The organism is Pedobacter sp., assembly GCF_037719805.1.
Lineage (GTDB): Bacteria > Bacteroidota > Bacteroidia > Sphingobacteriales > Sphingobacteriaceae > Pedobacter.
This window is the reverse complement of sequence record NZ_JBBJLZ010000001.1, coordinates 139,673-154,165: the sequence shown is the minus strand read 5'-3', so window position 1 is coordinate 154,165 and position 14,493 is coordinate 139,673. Positions and strand designations below refer to the sequence as shown.

Here is a 14,493-nt window from a genome sequence, read left to right as displayed (position 1 = left end):
AATCATGAGTGATAAAGTTAAGGTAACCATTGACGGGATAACAGTGGAGGTAGCTCCAGGTACAAGCATCTTAAATGCCGCAAGGCAAATAGGCGGGGATATTGTGCCACCGTCTATGTGCTACTATAGTAAGCTTGAGGGTAGTGGTGGGAAGTGCCGGACCTGTATCGTCAAAGTAAGCAAGGGTTCTGAGAAGGATCCAAGGCCAATGCCTAAACTGGTTGCGTCATGCCGTACTTCAGTTATGGATGGCATGGAAGTGCAAAATATAACTTCACCCGAAGTAATTGAAGCGCGAAGCGGTGTAGTAGAAATGCTCTTAATTAACCATCCTTTAGATTGTCCAGTTTGTGACCAGGCAGGAGAGTGTGACCTACAGAATTTAGGCTACGAGCATGGTTTGCAGAAAACCAGGTATGAATTTGAGCGACGAACGTTTGATCGTATAGATATAGGGGATAAGATCCAGCTGCACATGAATAGGTGCATCTTGTGTTACCGCTGTGTATTTACTGCCGACCAGATTACCAATAAACGTGTTCATGGCATCTTGAATCGCGGAGATCATTCTGAAATTTCTACTTACATACAAACCGCTGTTGATAATGATTTTTCCGGAAACGTGATAGATGTTTGTCCAGTGGGTGCTTTAACCGATAAAACTTTTAGATTCAGAAATAGAGTTTGGTTTACAAAGCCGATCGATGCACATAGAGATTGTCCAACATGTTCGGGAAAAGTGACTTTATGGTATAAGGGAGCTGATGTTTTACGTGTGACGGCGAGAAAGGACATTTATGGCGAGGTAGAGGAGTTCATTTGTAACACCTGTCGTTTCGACAAAAAGAGAACAGATGACTGGGTAATTGAACATCCTACACATATTAGTGATGCTTCCGTGATTGCATCAAACCATTACGAAACAATGAAACCGCTTCCAGTGATACAGAACAATCCTCTGTTGCAACAAGCGAATAAAGTAGAACTAGAAAAAACAGCCAAATTCTAATGGATATAGCTTTTGTTATAGAAAAATTTATACTTGTTACTATTATTTTTGCTATCAGTTTGGTAATTGCGATGTATTCTACCTATGCTGAACGTAAAGTTGCTGCTTTTTTACAAGATCGGTTAGGTCCAGATAGAGCAGGTCCTTTTGGGATATTACAGCCTCTGGCAGATGGATTAAAGATGTTTATGAAAGAGGAGATCATTCCCACAAATGCCAGCAAGTGGTTATTTATGGTTGGTCCTGGTCTGGCGATGCTTACGGCTTGTATTGGAACAGCAGTGATTCCATGGGGAAGTCCTATTTTGATTAACGACAGAGTGGTGCCTTTGCAAGTAACAGACATTAACGTAGGTATTTTATACATATTCGGTGTAGTATCGCTTGGTGTTTACGGGGTTATGATAGGCGGATGGGCTTCAAATAATAAATATTCGTTGTTAAGCGCTATACGTGCAGCATCGCAGAATATCAGTTATGAGATTGCAATGGGATTATCAATAATTGCGTTATTACTGGTTACCAATACCATGAGTTTGAAAGAAATTGTTGACCAGCAGCATGGATGGCACTGGAATGTTTTATATCAACCTCTGGGTTTTATCATATTCATTGTGTGTGCGTTCGCTGAGACGAACCGCGCCCCTTTCGATTTGCCCGAGTGCGAAACGGAGTTAATTGGTGGTTATCACACCGAATATTCTTCTATGAAATTAGGGTTCTATCTATTTGCTGAGTATATCAACATGTTTGTGTCCTCTGCAGTAATGGCTACCCTATATTTTGGCGGTTACAATTATCCTGGAATGGATTGGGTACTCTTGCATACGGGGCCTATGATAGGTCCGTTAATTGGAACAGTTGTTTTCTTTGCTAAGATCTTTGCTTTTATATTCTTCTTCATGTGGGTAAGGTGGACGATTCCACGTTTCCGTTATGATCAGTTGATGCATTTAGGCTGGAAAGGGTTGATTCCTTTAGCTATTGCAAACATTATCATCACAGGTATTGTGATTGCTATAATTGAAAAATTTTAATCATCCGCTTTTGCGGTATAATAAGGAGGTTTAATGGAACCATTAACCAGTAAGAAAAAGATATTAGAACAGAAGCCGTTGACATTTGCAGAGCGCATGTACTTGCCTGCTATTGTAAAGGGGCTTTCTATTACAATAAGTCACTTATTTAAAAAAGAGGCTACAATTAGATATCCGGAAGTACAAAGAGAATTTTCTACCAATTTCCGTGGATTGCATTCTTTAAAAAGAGACGAAAACGGCAAAGAACGTTGTACAGCCTGTGGATTATGCGCACTTTCTTGTCCTGCAGAAGCTATTACCATGATCGCAGCTGAGCGGAAACCTGAGGAAAAGGATTTGTATAGGGAAGAAAAGTATGCGGCTGTTTACGAGATTAATATGCTTCGCTGTATTTTCTGCGGATTATGTGAAGAAGCTTGTCCTAAAGAGGCAATATATCTTGACGGGCCGATTGTTCCTTCTGATTATTTACGCAAAGACTTTATCTACGGTAAAGACAAATTGGTTGAACAACCACTAACTAATAAATAAATGAGCATTTCAGTATTCTATTTTGTAGCAACATTAAGTGTAATCTTTTCACTGATGGTCGTCTTCGCAAAAAATCCGGTGCATAGCGTACTTTACTTAATTGTTACATTTTTCACTTTCACTGTTCATTACATCCTATTGAATGCACAGTTCTTAGCGGTAGTCAATTTCATTGTGTACATGGGGGCGATTATGGTGTTGTTCCTCTTTGTATTGATGTTACTGAATCTTAACAAAGACAATGAGCCTTTGAAATCTAACGTGGTTAAGATAGTAGGCGTGATAGCAGGCTGCTGTTTAATCGTGACCGTTATTGGTTCTCTAAAAGCCACATCAATTTCAGACCCTGTTATATTAAAAAATCCTAATCTTGGCTTATTGAAGAACCTTGGTAAGGAATTATTTGGCCCATTTATGCTGCCTTTTGAATTATCGTCTATTTTGTTGCTAACCGCGATGGTTGGAGCAGTATTGTTAACTAAAAAAGAGAAAGTATAGTGCAGAATATTACACAAGAGTTGCAGGGAGTACCGCTTAACCATTATATATGGTTGAGTACAATCATTTTTACAATTGGAGTTGTTGGGGTTCTAACCCGAAGGAATGCGATTGTAATTTTCATGTCGGTAGAGCTTATGTTGAATGCAGTCAACTTACTGCTAACCGCGTTCTCTGTCCATAGCAACGACCCATCCGGACAAGTATTTGTGTTCTTCATTATGGCATTAGCAGCGGCTGAGGTTGCTGTAGGGCTGAGTATAATTGTAATGGTCTATAGGAATACCCAGTCAACAGATATCAATGTTTTGAATCGCCTTAAGTGGTAATTAAGTATAAGTTATAAGATGATAAATTTAGTTTGGCTGGTTCCGTTGATTCCCCTGATTGGTTTTATATTAAATGGGCTTGGAAGGAATACCTTTTCCAAGGGATTGATTGGTATCATAGGAAGTGGAGTTATATTAATTTCCTTTATATTGAGCATAGGTATCTTTCTTGAGTTGGGATCTGATACTTCAAAATCTCATGAAATATTCCTCTTCGATTGGATCTCAGCAGGTACTTTAAAAATACCGCTATCCTTCCTTGTTGATCCGTTAAGTTCGATCATGTTGCTAATCATTACAGGAGTGGGCTTTCTAATTCATATTTATTCTATCGGATACATGCATGATGATGATGGTTTTGGTAAATTCTTTAGCTACCTGAATCTTTTTATCTTTTTTATGTTGTTACTTGTCCTAGGCTCAAACTACATTGTGATGTTCATTGGATGGGAAGGAGTAGGATTATGTTCTTATCTATTGATTGGCTTTTGGTATACCAATAGTAGTTATGCATCTGCAGCAAAAAAGGCATTTGTCATGAACCGGATTGGAGATCTAGGTTTCTTATTAGCGGTATTCTTCCTGTTTACTACATTCGGCAGCGTAGAGTTCTCCAAGATATTTCCTCAGGCAGCAAATATGCTTCCTGGAGATGGCACGATCACATTAATTGCATTCTTGCTATTTATAGGCGCTTGCGGTAAGTCGGCCCAATTGCCACTATTTACATGGTTGCCAGATGCAATGGCCGGTCCGACACCAGTGTCGGCGTTAATTCATGCCGCAACGATGGTAACCGCTGGTATTTACATGATTGCCCGATCTAACATATTGTTTGATCTTGCACCAGTAGTGCAGCATCTTATTGCTATAGTAGGCTTAGCAACTGCCGTTGTAGGCGCTCTGATCGCACTTACACAAACGGATATTAAAAAAGTACTGGCATACTCTACGGTATCCCAGTTGGGTTACATGTTTCTAGGATTAGGCGTCGGTGCGTATGACGGGGGTTTTTTCCATGTTATTACTCACGCCTTCTTTAAAGCGTTATTATTCCTTGGTGCCGGTTCTGTAATACATGCAATGCACCATGAACAAGACATGCGTCATATGGGTGGTCTGCGCAAGAAATTGCCAATTACCTTTGTAACCATGTTAATAGGTACCTTGGCCATAGCCGGTTTACCTCCGTTTTCCGGGTTTTTCTCAAAGGATGAAATTTTAGCGCATGTGTACGAACATGACAAGATTATGTGGGTAATTGGCGTTTTTACGGCCTTCCTGACGGCTTTCTATATGTTTAGAATGCTGTTCTTAACCTTTTTTGGCGCTTATAGGGGTACACATCATGCAGAAGAAAAGATACATGAGTCGCCTAAGACAATGACTATCCCATTAATCGTTTTAGCTATCCTTTCGGCTGTCGGGGGATTTATTGGGATTCCTGAAGTGTTAGGGGGCCATCATTGGTTGTCCCAATGGCTATCTCCTGTAATTATGCATCATCCGGAAGCAGGGGATCACGCTACTGAATTTATGCTCATGGGCATTACGATTGTAGGGGTATTAATTTCCATTGGTATAGCTTACACAAGATATGTAAAACAAAACCATGTACCAGTACCGCATGAATCTAAGCGGCCGGTGCTAGCCAATATCTCTTATCATAAGTTCTATGTTGATGAGATTTATGACGCGATAATCCGTAAACCCTTGGATGCATTGTCTACATTCTTTTATAAAGTTGTCGATACAAAGGTCGTTGACGGAATCATCAATGGCTTAGGTTTAGGAACATCTGAAGCGAGTAAGGGGCTGCGCCTTCTGCAATCAGGAAATGTAGGGTTCTATATTTTTATGATGGTGGTAGGAATCATCTCATTGTTATTGTATACTTATTTATCATTATAAAAGATCGTCCAAGAGAACATAATGGAACAACTTTTACTACTTCTAATATTTTTACCACTACTCGGAGCCATCATTACGGCCCTTTCAGGAAAGACAGGTAAGTATGTGGCGCTTGTTTCGGCACTCGTTACTCTGGCTTTGACAATTGTTGTTATAGGTAATTTCAATCCAGATGCAACAATGCAATTTGTTGTTAACTACCAGTGGATACAAGAGCTGGGGATCAACTTCCATGCTGGTATCGATGGGATCAGCATCATTACTGTATTGCTAACTAATGCCCTGATCCCTTTGATAATTGTTGCTGCTTATAACCATGATTATAAAAATTCAAATGCGTTTTTTGCATTGATTCTTTTTATGCAAAGTGGATTGTTATTGGTGTTCACAGCGTTAGATGCATTCTTGTTTTATATTGGTTGGGAAGCTGCATTGATCCCAATTTACTTTATTTGTGCAGTTTGGGGTGGTAAGGATAGGATTAAAGTAACCATGAAATTTTTTGTTTATACCACTGCAGGATCGTTGTTCATGCTAATGGGGATTATCTACTTGTTCCTTCAAAATCCAGCACACAACTTTGACATTCAGGCATTCTACAATCTAAACTTGGATCGTAGTCAGCAGGGCTGGATATTTTGGGCATTCTTTGTAGCTTTTGCAATTAAGATGCCGGTGTTCCCATTCCATACTTGGCAACCGAATACATACAACCAGGCTCCAGCAGCTGGGACAATGTTGCTTTCGGGTATCATGCTAAAAATGGGAGTTTATGGTGTGATCAGATGGTTGCTACCTATTGTTCCATTAGGGGTGCAGGAATGGGGCCATTTAGCAATCGTGCTTTCTGTAATCGGAATTGTTTATGCTTCTATCATTGCTTTTATGCAAAAAGATGCAAAGAAATTAGTTGCCTATTCTTCTATAGCCCACGTGGGGTTAATTAGTGCTGGTATCTTCGCATTAAATACTCAGGGGATGCAGGGAGCAATGATTCAGATGCTTAGTCACGGTATTAACGTAATAGGCCTTTTCTTTGTGTTAGACATTATCTCAAGCAGGCTGAAGACTAACAGAATCGCTGATCTTGGTGGCATAGCCAAACATGCTCCAAAACTTGCAATCGTATTCTTAATTATTGTACTAGGTACAGTTGCATTACCTGGTAGCAACGGATTTATTGGAGAATTTCTCTTGTTAATGGGAGTGTACCAATACAACGCCTGGTTAGGAGTATTTGCCGGCCTCACTATCATTTTTGGAGCGGTTTACATGCTGAGGATGTATCAAAATATTATGCTAGGTACAACGAATGAGTTAACCGTAGTATTTAAAGATATCAAAGGTTCTGAACAATTGGTTTTGTATATAATTTGTGCGCTGATAATCATCATTGGTGTGTATCCCAAACCTATTTTACATCTTTCAGAGGCGGCAGTACAACAATTTGTAGATCAGGTTACACAAAAATTAACATCGGTAAATTAAGCAAATGAATATTATTATAACAATTGCTATTACGGCTTTAGTAGTGCTTTATGCAGGTTTGTTTAAAGCAAAAAGAGCGCTACTGCCTCTTACTATAATTGGACTGCTTACTTCCCTGGCTTTTGTAGTTACCTCCTGGAATACGAATACGTCTTATTATGGAATGATGCAGATGGATAATTTTGCATTAGCTTTCTCCGGAATAGCCATTCTTGGAACACTGTTCATTTTTCTACTTACTCAGAATTATTTTGCGGCCAATAGTGAAAATATCGCAGAATATTTCACACTGATATTATTTTCTCTTGCTGGGATTATCATCATGGTTTCATACCAAAATATGTCCATGCTGTTTATCGGCTTGGAGATCATGTCGGTAAGTTTATACATTCTCGCAGGTATTCGCAAAAGCGATTTCGGTAGCAACGAAGCTTCCCTTAAATACTTTTTGATGGGTGCGTTTTCAACCGGATTTTTGCTATTTGGTATCACTTTGATATATGGTGCAACGGGTACATTTGATTTGATAAAGATCAATCGGTACTTAGTGGATCATTATCAGGATATGTCACCTCTCTTTTACCCCGGTGTGATATTGATCTTAATAGGATTGAGCTTTAAGATAGGTGCGGCTCCCTTTCACTTTTGGACTCCCGATGTATATGAAGGTGCACCTACACTTATTACTTCGTTCATGTCAACAGTAGTAAAAACGGCTGGTTTTGCTGCATTTTTAAGACTCTTTGCTGGTACGTTCGCCCCGCTTCATGATTTTTGGCTTCCGCCGCTTATCGTAATCGTATGTCTAACACTATTTATAGGTAATGTAACTGCGCTGTTTCAAAAGAATTTTAAACGAATGCTCGCCTATTCGAGCATTTCACATGCTGGGTACTTGCTTTTTTCATTAGTCACTTTATCTGCTAATTCATCTAACAACGTCTTGGTTTATGCTGCAGCTTATACTTTTGCCAGTATTACCGCTTTTGCCGTTTTAATTCTTGTTAAGCAAAAAACGGGGAATGACCATTTTGATAGCTTTAATGGTCTGGCTAAGCGCAACCCCATGACTTCATTGGCACTTGCAGTTGCAATGTTGTCCCTTGCGGGCATTCCATTGACTGCCGGCTTTATAGGAAAGTATCTCATGTTCCTGAATGTAATGGGAGACTATCAAATTTATCTGGTAGCGTTTGCGATTTTGAATGCCCTTGTTGGTTTCTATTATTACTTCAAAGTTATTGTAGCGATGTACTTCAAAGATGGGCATGAAATTGATCTGGATACACCAGTTCAGTATCGTTTAGTGCTGGTTCTTTCGTTGGTAATCACTGTTTTTCTAGGCGTATACCCTACAGTGATTTTAAATTTGATATAATGATTACTATTCATTATTATTTGTAGTTTTACGAATAATCGAATTATGCAGGATTTCTGGACATCATTACAACACTTTGTTGACCCTGAAAAATTACTTAAAGAAGGTGGTTTTTACGTGGTTATGTTTGTAATATTTGCGGAGACTGGTCTCTTTTTCGGGTTCTTTTTGCCAGGAGATTACCTGCTTTTTCTTGCAGGAATGTTCGTAGCCACGGGCAAGCTTGATGTTAATATCTACGTGCTTATACTAGGTTTGACCGTTTGTGCAGTGTTGGGTAATTTTACCGGATATTGGTTCGGGCGGCGCACCGGGCCTATGCTGTATGACAGAAAGGACTCTTTTTTTTTCAAGAGACGTTATTTAAAAGCAGCTGAAGCTTATTATAATAAACAAGGCGCCTTTGCACTAATAATGGGCAGGTTTGTGCCGATAGTGAGAACCTTTGCTCCTATATTTGCCGGAATAGTAAAGCTAGAATTTAAGAGATTTGCATTTTATAATGTGTTAGGGGGGATTCTATGGATAAGCTCCCTGACATTGTTGGGCTATTTTCTTGGTAAAAGATTTGAAAAGCAAATTAATGATTATTTATTATACATAATTATCGGCTTTATTGTTGTTACAACGATTCCACTAATCATAACCTTCGTTAAAAAGAAGGTTGTAAAAAACAATGATGATGAAACAATTAATACAAAATAGTAACAATGAGTAACTACGACACCCATCCTTGGCATAGCGTTTCTCCGGGAGAGAACTTACCCGAAATCGTTAATGCTATTATCGAAATTCCTAAAGGCTCAAAAGCAAAGTATGAGATAGACAAAGATTCGAACCTGATCAAACTAGACAGGGTTCTTTTTTCATCTGTTATGTACCCTGCTAACTACGGCTTTATACCACAAACCTATTGTGACGACAATGATCCATTAGACATCCTTGTCTTATGTTCTGTGGATGTGTATCCTATGACAATAATCGAAGCTAAAGTAATTGGCGTGATGCATATGGTTGACAATGGCGAGCAAGATGATAAAATCATCGCGGTAGCTAAAAACGACATGTCAGTCAATTATATCAACGATCTTGCTGACCTTCCTCCACACACAATGAAAGAGATTGTAAAATTCTTTCAGGATTATAAGGCTTTAGAAGAAAAGCAAGTAACGATTGAGCATCTATTAGGCTTACGTTATGCCCATAAGGTAATACAAGAAAGCATAGAGCTTTACGACAAAAAATTTAGACAGTAACCTGAATGATCTCCCACTCAATTTGTATGTTCGTATTGACATCCGTTAATGGATTCTTACCAGCTTCAATTATGGCCGTAGCAACGCCCGTAGAAGCCGACGGCGATTCCGTCGGTTGGCGTTTACTTCTAGCATTATTTCTAGTGCTGCTAAACGGCTTTTTTGTCGCTGCTGAATTCGCTATTGTCAAGGTTCGTGCATCTCAAATTGAGATCAAAGCCAAGTCTGGAAGCAGGGTGGGTAAAATGGCCAAAAACATAGTTCATAACCTTGACGGTTATCTTGCAGCAACTCAACTAGGTATTACTCTTGCTTCACTGGGTCTCGGTTGGGTGGGTGAAAATGTCATGCATACTATTTTTCTCAACATCTTTGAAGGGTTTCATTTAGAGGTCAGCAATGCTTTTATTCATTCTGCTGCAACCGTTGTTGCCTTCTCTGTCATTACCGTTATGCACATTGTGTTTGGCGAACTTGCTCCGAAATCTCTTGCAATACAGAGACCAGTTGCTACCACGCTATTTGTCTCGGTTCCATTACAAATATTTTATGTTGTATTTAAGCCGTTTATCTGGACGTTGAACAGTCTTGCATCAATCATATTAAAGCCTTTTGGCATCAACACTGCAGGCGGGCATGAATCGCTTCACAGTAACGAGGAGCTACAATACTTGCTAGACCAGGGAAAAGAAAGTGGTGCTTTAGAAGATAACGAGCACGAACTTATTAAGAACGTTTTCGACTTCAATGAGCGGGTTGTCAAAAATATTATGGTTCCCCGAACTAAGATATCAGGTATTGAATTGAATACGTCTAAAGAAGAAGTGGTAGAAACAATAATTGGTGAAGGTTATTCACGTATGCCTGTCTATGACGAGATCATTGATAAGATCATAGGAATTGTCCACGCCAAGGACGTACTGCCTCTATTGGCTGGCAATAAAGAGTGGGCTGTGAGCGACATTATAAGGAAACCTTATTTTGTGCCGGAGACTAAGAAGATCAATGATTTGCTAAGTGAACTTCAACAGAAGAGAATTCAGATTGCAATTGTTATTGACGAATTTGGTGGCACGGCTGGAATGGTTACCCTGGAAGATATTGTTGAAGAGATCGTTGGTGAAATCCAGGATGAGTATGATGAAGAAAAACCCACAGTCGAAAAGATTTCCGAGACTGAATTTATCATTAACGCCTATGCGACTGTGTATGATGTAAATGAACATTTGCCTCACGACTTGCCCGAGGATGAAGATTTTGACACTGTTGGTGGACTTGTTTCACACGCTTTTGGCAAGATTCCAGAGGTAGGTGACAGTGAAGAGTGTTATGGATATCTGTTTACAATATTGAAGAAGACGGAACAGAATATTGAGACCATCAAATTAGAACTGGTTATTTCAAAAAGTGATATGGTTGACATTCACTAACTAAATGCGCTGATGCACCTATTTTATACTCCAGATATCGATTCAAATGAATACACGTTAAATGAAGAGGAGAGTAGGCATTGTACCAAAGTATTAAGGTTATCAAAGGATAGCATCATTTCTCTTATTGATGGAAAAGGTGGTTTATATCATGCCGAGATTATCTCTGATCATAAAAGAAATGTTACGGTCAGGGTTGTTGAAACCATCTTAAATTATCAGCAAAAAAGCCATTATCTGCATATTGCGGTAGCGCCTACAAAGAATATTGACAGATTGGAATGGTTTCTCGAAAAAGCGACAGAAATTGGAATTGATGAAATAACACCTATCATCTGTGCGCGATCTGAGCGTAAAGTAGTCAAAGGAGATCGCTTAAATAAGGTGATTACTTCAGCCGTAAAGCAATCGCTTCAGGCCTATCATCCAAAACTGAATCCTGGCATAAATCTCTCAGATTTCCTCAACTTGCAGCTAGAAGGAACTAAAATGATTGCGCACTGCTTAGAGGGAGAATCAAGACAGTACCTAAGTCAGATTCCGGTAAAAGAAAGCAGGTACCTAATCCTAATTGGCCCCGAAGGTGATTTTACAGCTGAAGAGATACAGCTGGCTTTGATTAACAATTATAAACCATTAACTTTAGGTAATACACGATTGCGTACAGAGACTGCGGCGCTTGCTGCGTGCTTTGAAGTCAATTACCTAAACAGATGAGAATAAAGATTTTTGCATTCATACTATTCTTGCTATCGACCAGCTTCAGTGCGCCGACCTACAAGCTTGCTAAGTTAAAATATAGTGGCGGCGGTGATTGGTATGCCAATAGAACTGCGCTTCCAAACCTTATTGCATTCTGCAATGCAAACCTCAAGACCAATTTTTCTCCTCAGGAAGAAATTGTGGAAGTTGGTAGTCCGACGCTTTTTAGCTACCCGTTTGTTTATATGACGGGGCATGGTAACGTAGTGTTCAGCACAACCGAAGCATCAAATCTGCGAAAGTATCTAATCGGAGGAGGGTTTCTGCATATTGACGACAATTACGGGCTGGATAAGTTCATTCGTAAAGAAATGAAAAAGGTATTTCCTGAACTTAGCTTTATAGAACTTCCAGCAAGCCATGAACTCTATAAGCAGAAGTTTAAGTTTCCAAACGGCCTTCCTAAAATCCACGAACACGATGGCAAACGACCTCAGGGTTTAGTTTTGCTTTGGAAAGGAAGAGTGGTATGTTACTATACATTTGAATGCGATTTAGGGAATGGATGGGAAGATTTCGGAACCTATCCTGAGGATACCGAAAACAGTCGCTCTAATGCACTTAAAATGGGCGCTAATTTAATACAGTATGCCTTAACGCAATAATGAAATGAAGGTAAAAGTAAATAAAAGGCTTACTTACGAGCTGGACATCAGAGCGAGCGACATCACACTTGATGAAAAACTAGTTGATCTTGATTACAGAAAAATAAATACCCGACAAGCTAATATTCTTTATAAAAACAGGTCGTTCAACGTTGAGTTGGTTGAAGAGAACACGTTAGATAAGACCTTCACCGTTAAAGTAAATGGTAATATTTATCTAGTGGATATTGAAGACCAGTATGACCTGTTACTCAAACAACTGGGGCTTGACAATTCCAGATCGGGTAAGATTGCTGATGTTAAGGCACCTATGCCCGGACTCGTTTTGAAGGTATTGATAGTGCCACGGCAAAAGGTACTTAAAGGCGACAATCTGTTGGTTTTAGAAGCTATGAAAATGGAAAATATGATCAAGTCTCCTACAGATGGAGTAGTAACTAAACTATTAGTGGGGACAGGTGACAAGATTGAAAAGAATACAATACTTCTTCAATTTGATTAACTAAAAAAGGGGCCGTGCCCCTTTTCTAATACTTTATAAATTATCTCTTTTTGCTGTTGAACGCCTTTGAGGTTTTAGGTGCAAACTGTGGTTTCCCTGATGAACGTATTTCAGAGGCACCAAGCATTGTCATTGCACAACGGAATCCTATGTCGGCTGTTGCCTCATCCTGTTGCAAGTACCTCCTGGTTGCTGGATTAAGCCATAATGCCTGATCATCCCAGGAACCACCTTTGTAAACCCTTGACTTGTCGTTAACAAGCGTTATTTCACCATAGAGATCGCCAGCCAGATCGCGATAGCCTCTTTGATCAGCGTAATTATTAACAGCAGTTGAATCAGGTACTGCGCTTGCTGCAGCTTGTTTCTCCGCCCATGTTTGTTTCTTTTGAGTTTGAGCGGCTACCAGAACTGGTCTGTTGCGATTATCTTTCTCTAACCTGCCTGTAATTGGATCAGCTACTTTTTTGTCCTGATAAAAATTACCTCGATATGGATTAAATGCGTCAGCAGCTTCAAACGTATTTAGTCTATAAACATCAGCCACCCATTCATTAACATTTCCTGCCATGTTATACAAACCGAAATCATTCGGCAGGTATGACCTTACCGCAACTGTCAATCCTCCTTTATCATTAAGTGAACCCCCGACGCCCATGTAGTCACCCTTTGTTCTTTTAAAGTTGGCTAAAATCAAACCTCGTGTTTTCTTTTTAGCGGAACTCAAACCTAGTCCATTCCATGGATAGATTTTGTTCTCTGAAATGTTTTCATATTCTGTATTGCCTATCAGTCCCAGTGCTGCATATTCCCATTCTGCCTCAGTTGGAAGGCGATATGGCTGTTTAAGTATCCCATCTTCTAACCTTACGTTCCTTGTTGCCGCGCCGTCCCTTGCCGCAGTCGTAGTAGTTCCAGTAGCAGCGTTGGCGGCGCTTTTCGGATTAAGATCCTTCATGGCTTTCTTGCCTTTGTCGTCATACTGACCATTTAAGTAAATGTCTGTATTAAAGGCTCCGCTTGGTTTGGAAGCGGTAGCATCGGTGCCAGCAGCGGGAGTAGGACCACTTTTGTTATCACCATTTAAATCTTTAAAGCTAGTCATGTATCCCTGATCGCGAAGCAAAAGCTCGTTTACCCTATCTGTTCTCCATGAGCTATACCTATTTGCCTGCTCCCAGGACACGCCAACCACAGGGTAATCCTGATAAGCAGGGTGCCTGAAATAATTGTCCACGTAAGGTTCATTATAGGATAATGGTCTTCTCCAAACTAGCGTGTCGGGAAGCTCATCGTAATAGTACTCGTAGTCTGTAGGATAATTGGTTCTGATCCAGTTCAAGTATTCCAGCCAGTTTGTGTTTGACACTTCCGTTTCATCCATATAAAAGGAAGAGACGGTGGTCTCCCTTTTGCGATTATAAGTGCTAAGTTCTTGTCCAGGCGTATTTATTGCACTTCCGCTCATTACAAACACTCCACCTTCAATCTCAACTAATCCTGGTCCGGGGCCTCTTCTAAACTTGTTATTAACTTCAAATCCCCCATATTCCTTTTTGTTGTAAGCCATTCCAGTTTTATCTGAAGTTCCTGGCTTGGACTGCTTACAGGAATTTAAAGAGCTGGCTACGACAAGAAGTGAGGCAAGTGAATAAAGTATGTTATTTCTCATAGGGTGCTGATTCATCAAAGTTGTCTTAAAATTACATAAAAAATAGTGTACGAGCCAAAAAAAAATAGCACAGCAGTGTTTG

The 14,493-nt window shown here is 39.8% G+C and carries 15 protein-coding genes; 14 read left to right on the top strand and 1 reads right to left on the bottom strand.

What is annotated here, in order from left to right; translation table 11 throughout:
- Positions 1 to 4: 4 nt before the first annotated feature.
- The 14 genes from WKF66_RS00720 (at position 5) to WKF66_RS00655 (ending at position 12,739) form a co-directional block, all read left to right on the top strand.
- Complete coding sequence (locus WKF66_RS00720) at positions 5 to 1,009, top strand: NADH-quinone oxidoreductase subunit G (protein WP_489672480.1); 1,005 nt, start codon at positions 5 to 7, stop codon at positions 1,007 to 1,009.
- Positions 1,009 to 2,046, top strand: a complete 1,038-nt coding sequence (nuoH, locus tag WKF66_RS00715) for an NADH-quinone oxidoreductase subunit NuoH (protein WP_489672479.1) — start codon at positions 1,009 to 1,011, stop codon at positions 2,044 to 2,046. Before WKF66_RS00720 ends, nuoH begins: the two co-directional genes overlap by 1 nt.
- Before the next feature lie 33 nt (positions 2,047 to 2,079).
- Positions 2,080 to 2,580, top strand: coding sequence for a NuoI/complex I 23 kDa subunit family protein (locus WKF66_RS00710; RefSeq protein ID WP_489672478.1), 501 nt, complete (start codon positions 2,080 to 2,082; stop codon positions 2,578 to 2,580).
- Positions 2,581 to 3,078, top strand: a complete 498-nt coding sequence (locus WKF66_RS00705; RefSeq protein ID WP_489672477.1) for an NADH-quinone oxidoreductase subunit J family protein — start codon at positions 2,581 to 2,583, stop codon at positions 3,076 to 3,078.
- The gene (nuoK, locus tag WKF66_RS00700) at positions 3,078 to 3,407 is read left to right on the top strand and encodes an NADH-quinone oxidoreductase subunit NuoK (RefSeq protein ID WP_410885526.1); all 330 of its coding nucleotides are present in this window, start codon (positions 3,078 to 3,080) and stop codon (positions 3,405 to 3,407) included. The genes WKF66_RS00705 and nuoK overlap by 1 nt, the downstream gene beginning before the upstream one ends.
- Positions 3,408 to 3,425: 18 nt before the next feature.
- Positions 3,426 to 5,318 carry an NADH-quinone oxidoreductase subunit L gene (gene nuoL / locus WKF66_RS00695; RefSeq protein ID WP_489672476.1) on the top strand — a complete coding sequence of 631 codons (1,893 nt, stop codon included), beginning with the start codon at positions 3,426 to 3,428 and terminating at the stop codon, positions 5,316 to 5,318.
- Between the two features lie 21 nt (positions 5,319 to 5,339).
- Complete coding sequence (locus tag WKF66_RS00690) at positions 5,340 to 6,806, top strand: complex I subunit 4 family protein (protein ID WP_489672475.1); 1,467 nt, start codon at positions 5,340 to 5,342, stop codon at positions 6,804 to 6,806.
- Positions 6,807 to 6,810: 4 nt separating this feature from the next.
- Positions 6,811 to 8,184, top strand: a complete 1,374-nt coding sequence (locus WKF66_RS00685; protein ID WP_489672474.1) for an NADH-quinone oxidoreductase subunit N — start codon at positions 6,811 to 6,813, stop codon at positions 8,182 to 8,184.
- Positions 8,185 to 8,229: 45 nt separating this feature from the next.
- Entirely contained in the window at positions 8,230 to 8,889 is a 660-nt protein-coding gene (locus tag WKF66_RS00680; protein ID WP_489672473.1) for a DedA family protein, read from the top strand.
- A gap of 5 nt (positions 8,890 to 8,894) precedes the next feature.
- Entirely contained in the window at positions 8,895 to 9,440 is a 546-nt protein-coding gene (locus tag WKF66_RS00675) for an inorganic diphosphatase (RefSeq protein ID WP_489672472.1), read from the top strand.
- 71 nt (positions 9,441 to 9,511) lie between these two features.
- Positions 9,512 to 10,870: a hemolysin family protein gene (locus tag WKF66_RS00670; protein ID WP_489672471.1), complete on the top strand. Its 1,359-nt coding sequence runs from the start codon at positions 9,512 to 9,514 to the stop codon at positions 10,868 to 10,870.
- 12 nt (positions 10,871 to 10,882) lie between these two features.
- Entirely contained in the window at positions 10,883 to 11,587 is a 705-nt protein-coding gene (locus WKF66_RS00665) for a 16S rRNA (uracil(1498)-N(3))-methyltransferase (RefSeq protein ID WP_489672470.1), read from the top strand.
- The gene (locus tag WKF66_RS00660) at positions 11,584 to 12,237 is read left to right on the top strand and encodes a DUF4159 domain-containing protein (protein ID WP_489672469.1); all 654 of its coding nucleotides are present in this window, start codon (positions 11,584 to 11,586) and stop codon (positions 12,235 to 12,237) included. Before WKF66_RS00665 ends, WKF66_RS00660 begins: the two co-directional genes overlap by 4 nt.
- Positions 12,238 to 12,241: 4 nt before the next feature.
- Positions 12,242 to 12,739: an acyl-CoA carboxylase biotin carboxyl carrier protein subunit gene (locus WKF66_RS00655; RefSeq protein WP_489672468.1), complete on the top strand. Its 498-nt coding sequence runs from the start codon at positions 12,242 to 12,244 to the stop codon at positions 12,737 to 12,739.
- A 40-nt stretch (positions 12,740 to 12,779) separates the two neighbouring features.
- Here WKF66_RS00655 and WKF66_RS00650 read toward each other — a convergent pair whose 3' ends face one another.
- Positions 12,780 to 14,411 (bottom strand): SUMF1/EgtB/PvdO family nonheme iron enzyme, encoded by a 1,632-nt coding sequence (locus WKF66_RS00650; RefSeq protein WP_489672467.1) that lies wholly within the window; start codon positions 14,409 to 14,411, stop codon positions 12,780 to 12,782.
- Positions 14,412 to 14,493 lie beyond the last annotated feature (82 nt).

What these genes read in the sequence shown, in the direction of transcription:
- WKF66_RS00665 (WP_489672470.1), top strand. Translation starts at nt 10,883, where the DNA reads ATGCACCTATTTTATACTCCAGATATCGATTCAAATGAATACACGTTA.
- WKF66_RS00655 (WP_489672468.1), top strand. Translation starts at nt 12,242, where the DNA reads ATGAAGGTAAAAGTAAATAAAAGGCTTACTTACGAGCTGGACATCAGA.
- WKF66_RS00690 (WP_489672475.1), top strand. Translation starts at nt 5,340, where the DNA reads ATGGAACAACTTTTACTACTTCTAATATTTTTACCACTACTCGGAGCC.
- nuoL (WP_489672476.1), top strand. Translation starts at nt 3,426, where the DNA reads ATGATAAATTTAGTTTGGCTGGTTCCGTTGATTCCCCTGATTGGTTTT.
- WKF66_RS00710 (WP_489672478.1), top strand. Translation starts at nt 2,080, where the DNA reads ATGGAACCATTAACCAGTAAGAAAAAGATATTAGAACAGAAGCCGTTG.
- WKF66_RS00675 (WP_489672472.1), top strand. Translation starts at nt 8,895, where the DNA reads ATGAGTAACTACGACACCCATCCTTGGCATAGCGTTTCTCCGGGAGAG.
- WKF66_RS00650 (WP_489672467.1), bottom strand. Translation starts at nt 14,411, where the DNA reads ATGAGAAATAACATACTTTATTCACTTGCCTCACTTCTTGTCGTAGCC.
- WKF66_RS00720 (WP_489672480.1), top strand. Translation starts at nt 5, where the DNA reads ATGAGTGATAAAGTTAAGGTAACCATTGACGGGATAACAGTGGAGGTA.
- nuoH (WP_489672479.1), top strand. Translation starts at nt 1,009, where the DNA reads ATGGATATAGCTTTTGTTATAGAAAAATTTATACTTGTTACTATTATT.
- WKF66_RS00670 (WP_489672471.1), top strand. Translation starts at nt 9,512, where the DNA reads ATGGCCGTAGCAACGCCCGTAGAAGCCGACGGCGATTCCGTCGGTTGG.
- WKF66_RS00660 (WP_489672469.1), top strand. Translation starts at nt 11,584, where the DNA reads ATGAGAATAAAGATTTTTGCATTCATACTATTCTTGCTATCGACCAGC.
- WKF66_RS00705 (WP_489672477.1), top strand. Translation starts at nt 2,581, where the DNA reads ATGAGCATTTCAGTATTCTATTTTGTAGCAACATTAAGTGTAATCTTT.
- WKF66_RS00685 (WP_489672474.1), top strand. Translation starts at nt 6,811, where the DNA reads ATGAATATTATTATAACAATTGCTATTACGGCTTTAGTAGTGCTTTAT.
- WKF66_RS00680 (WP_489672473.1), top strand. Translation starts at nt 8,230, where the DNA reads ATGCAGGATTTCTGGACATCATTACAACACTTTGTTGACCCTGAAAAA.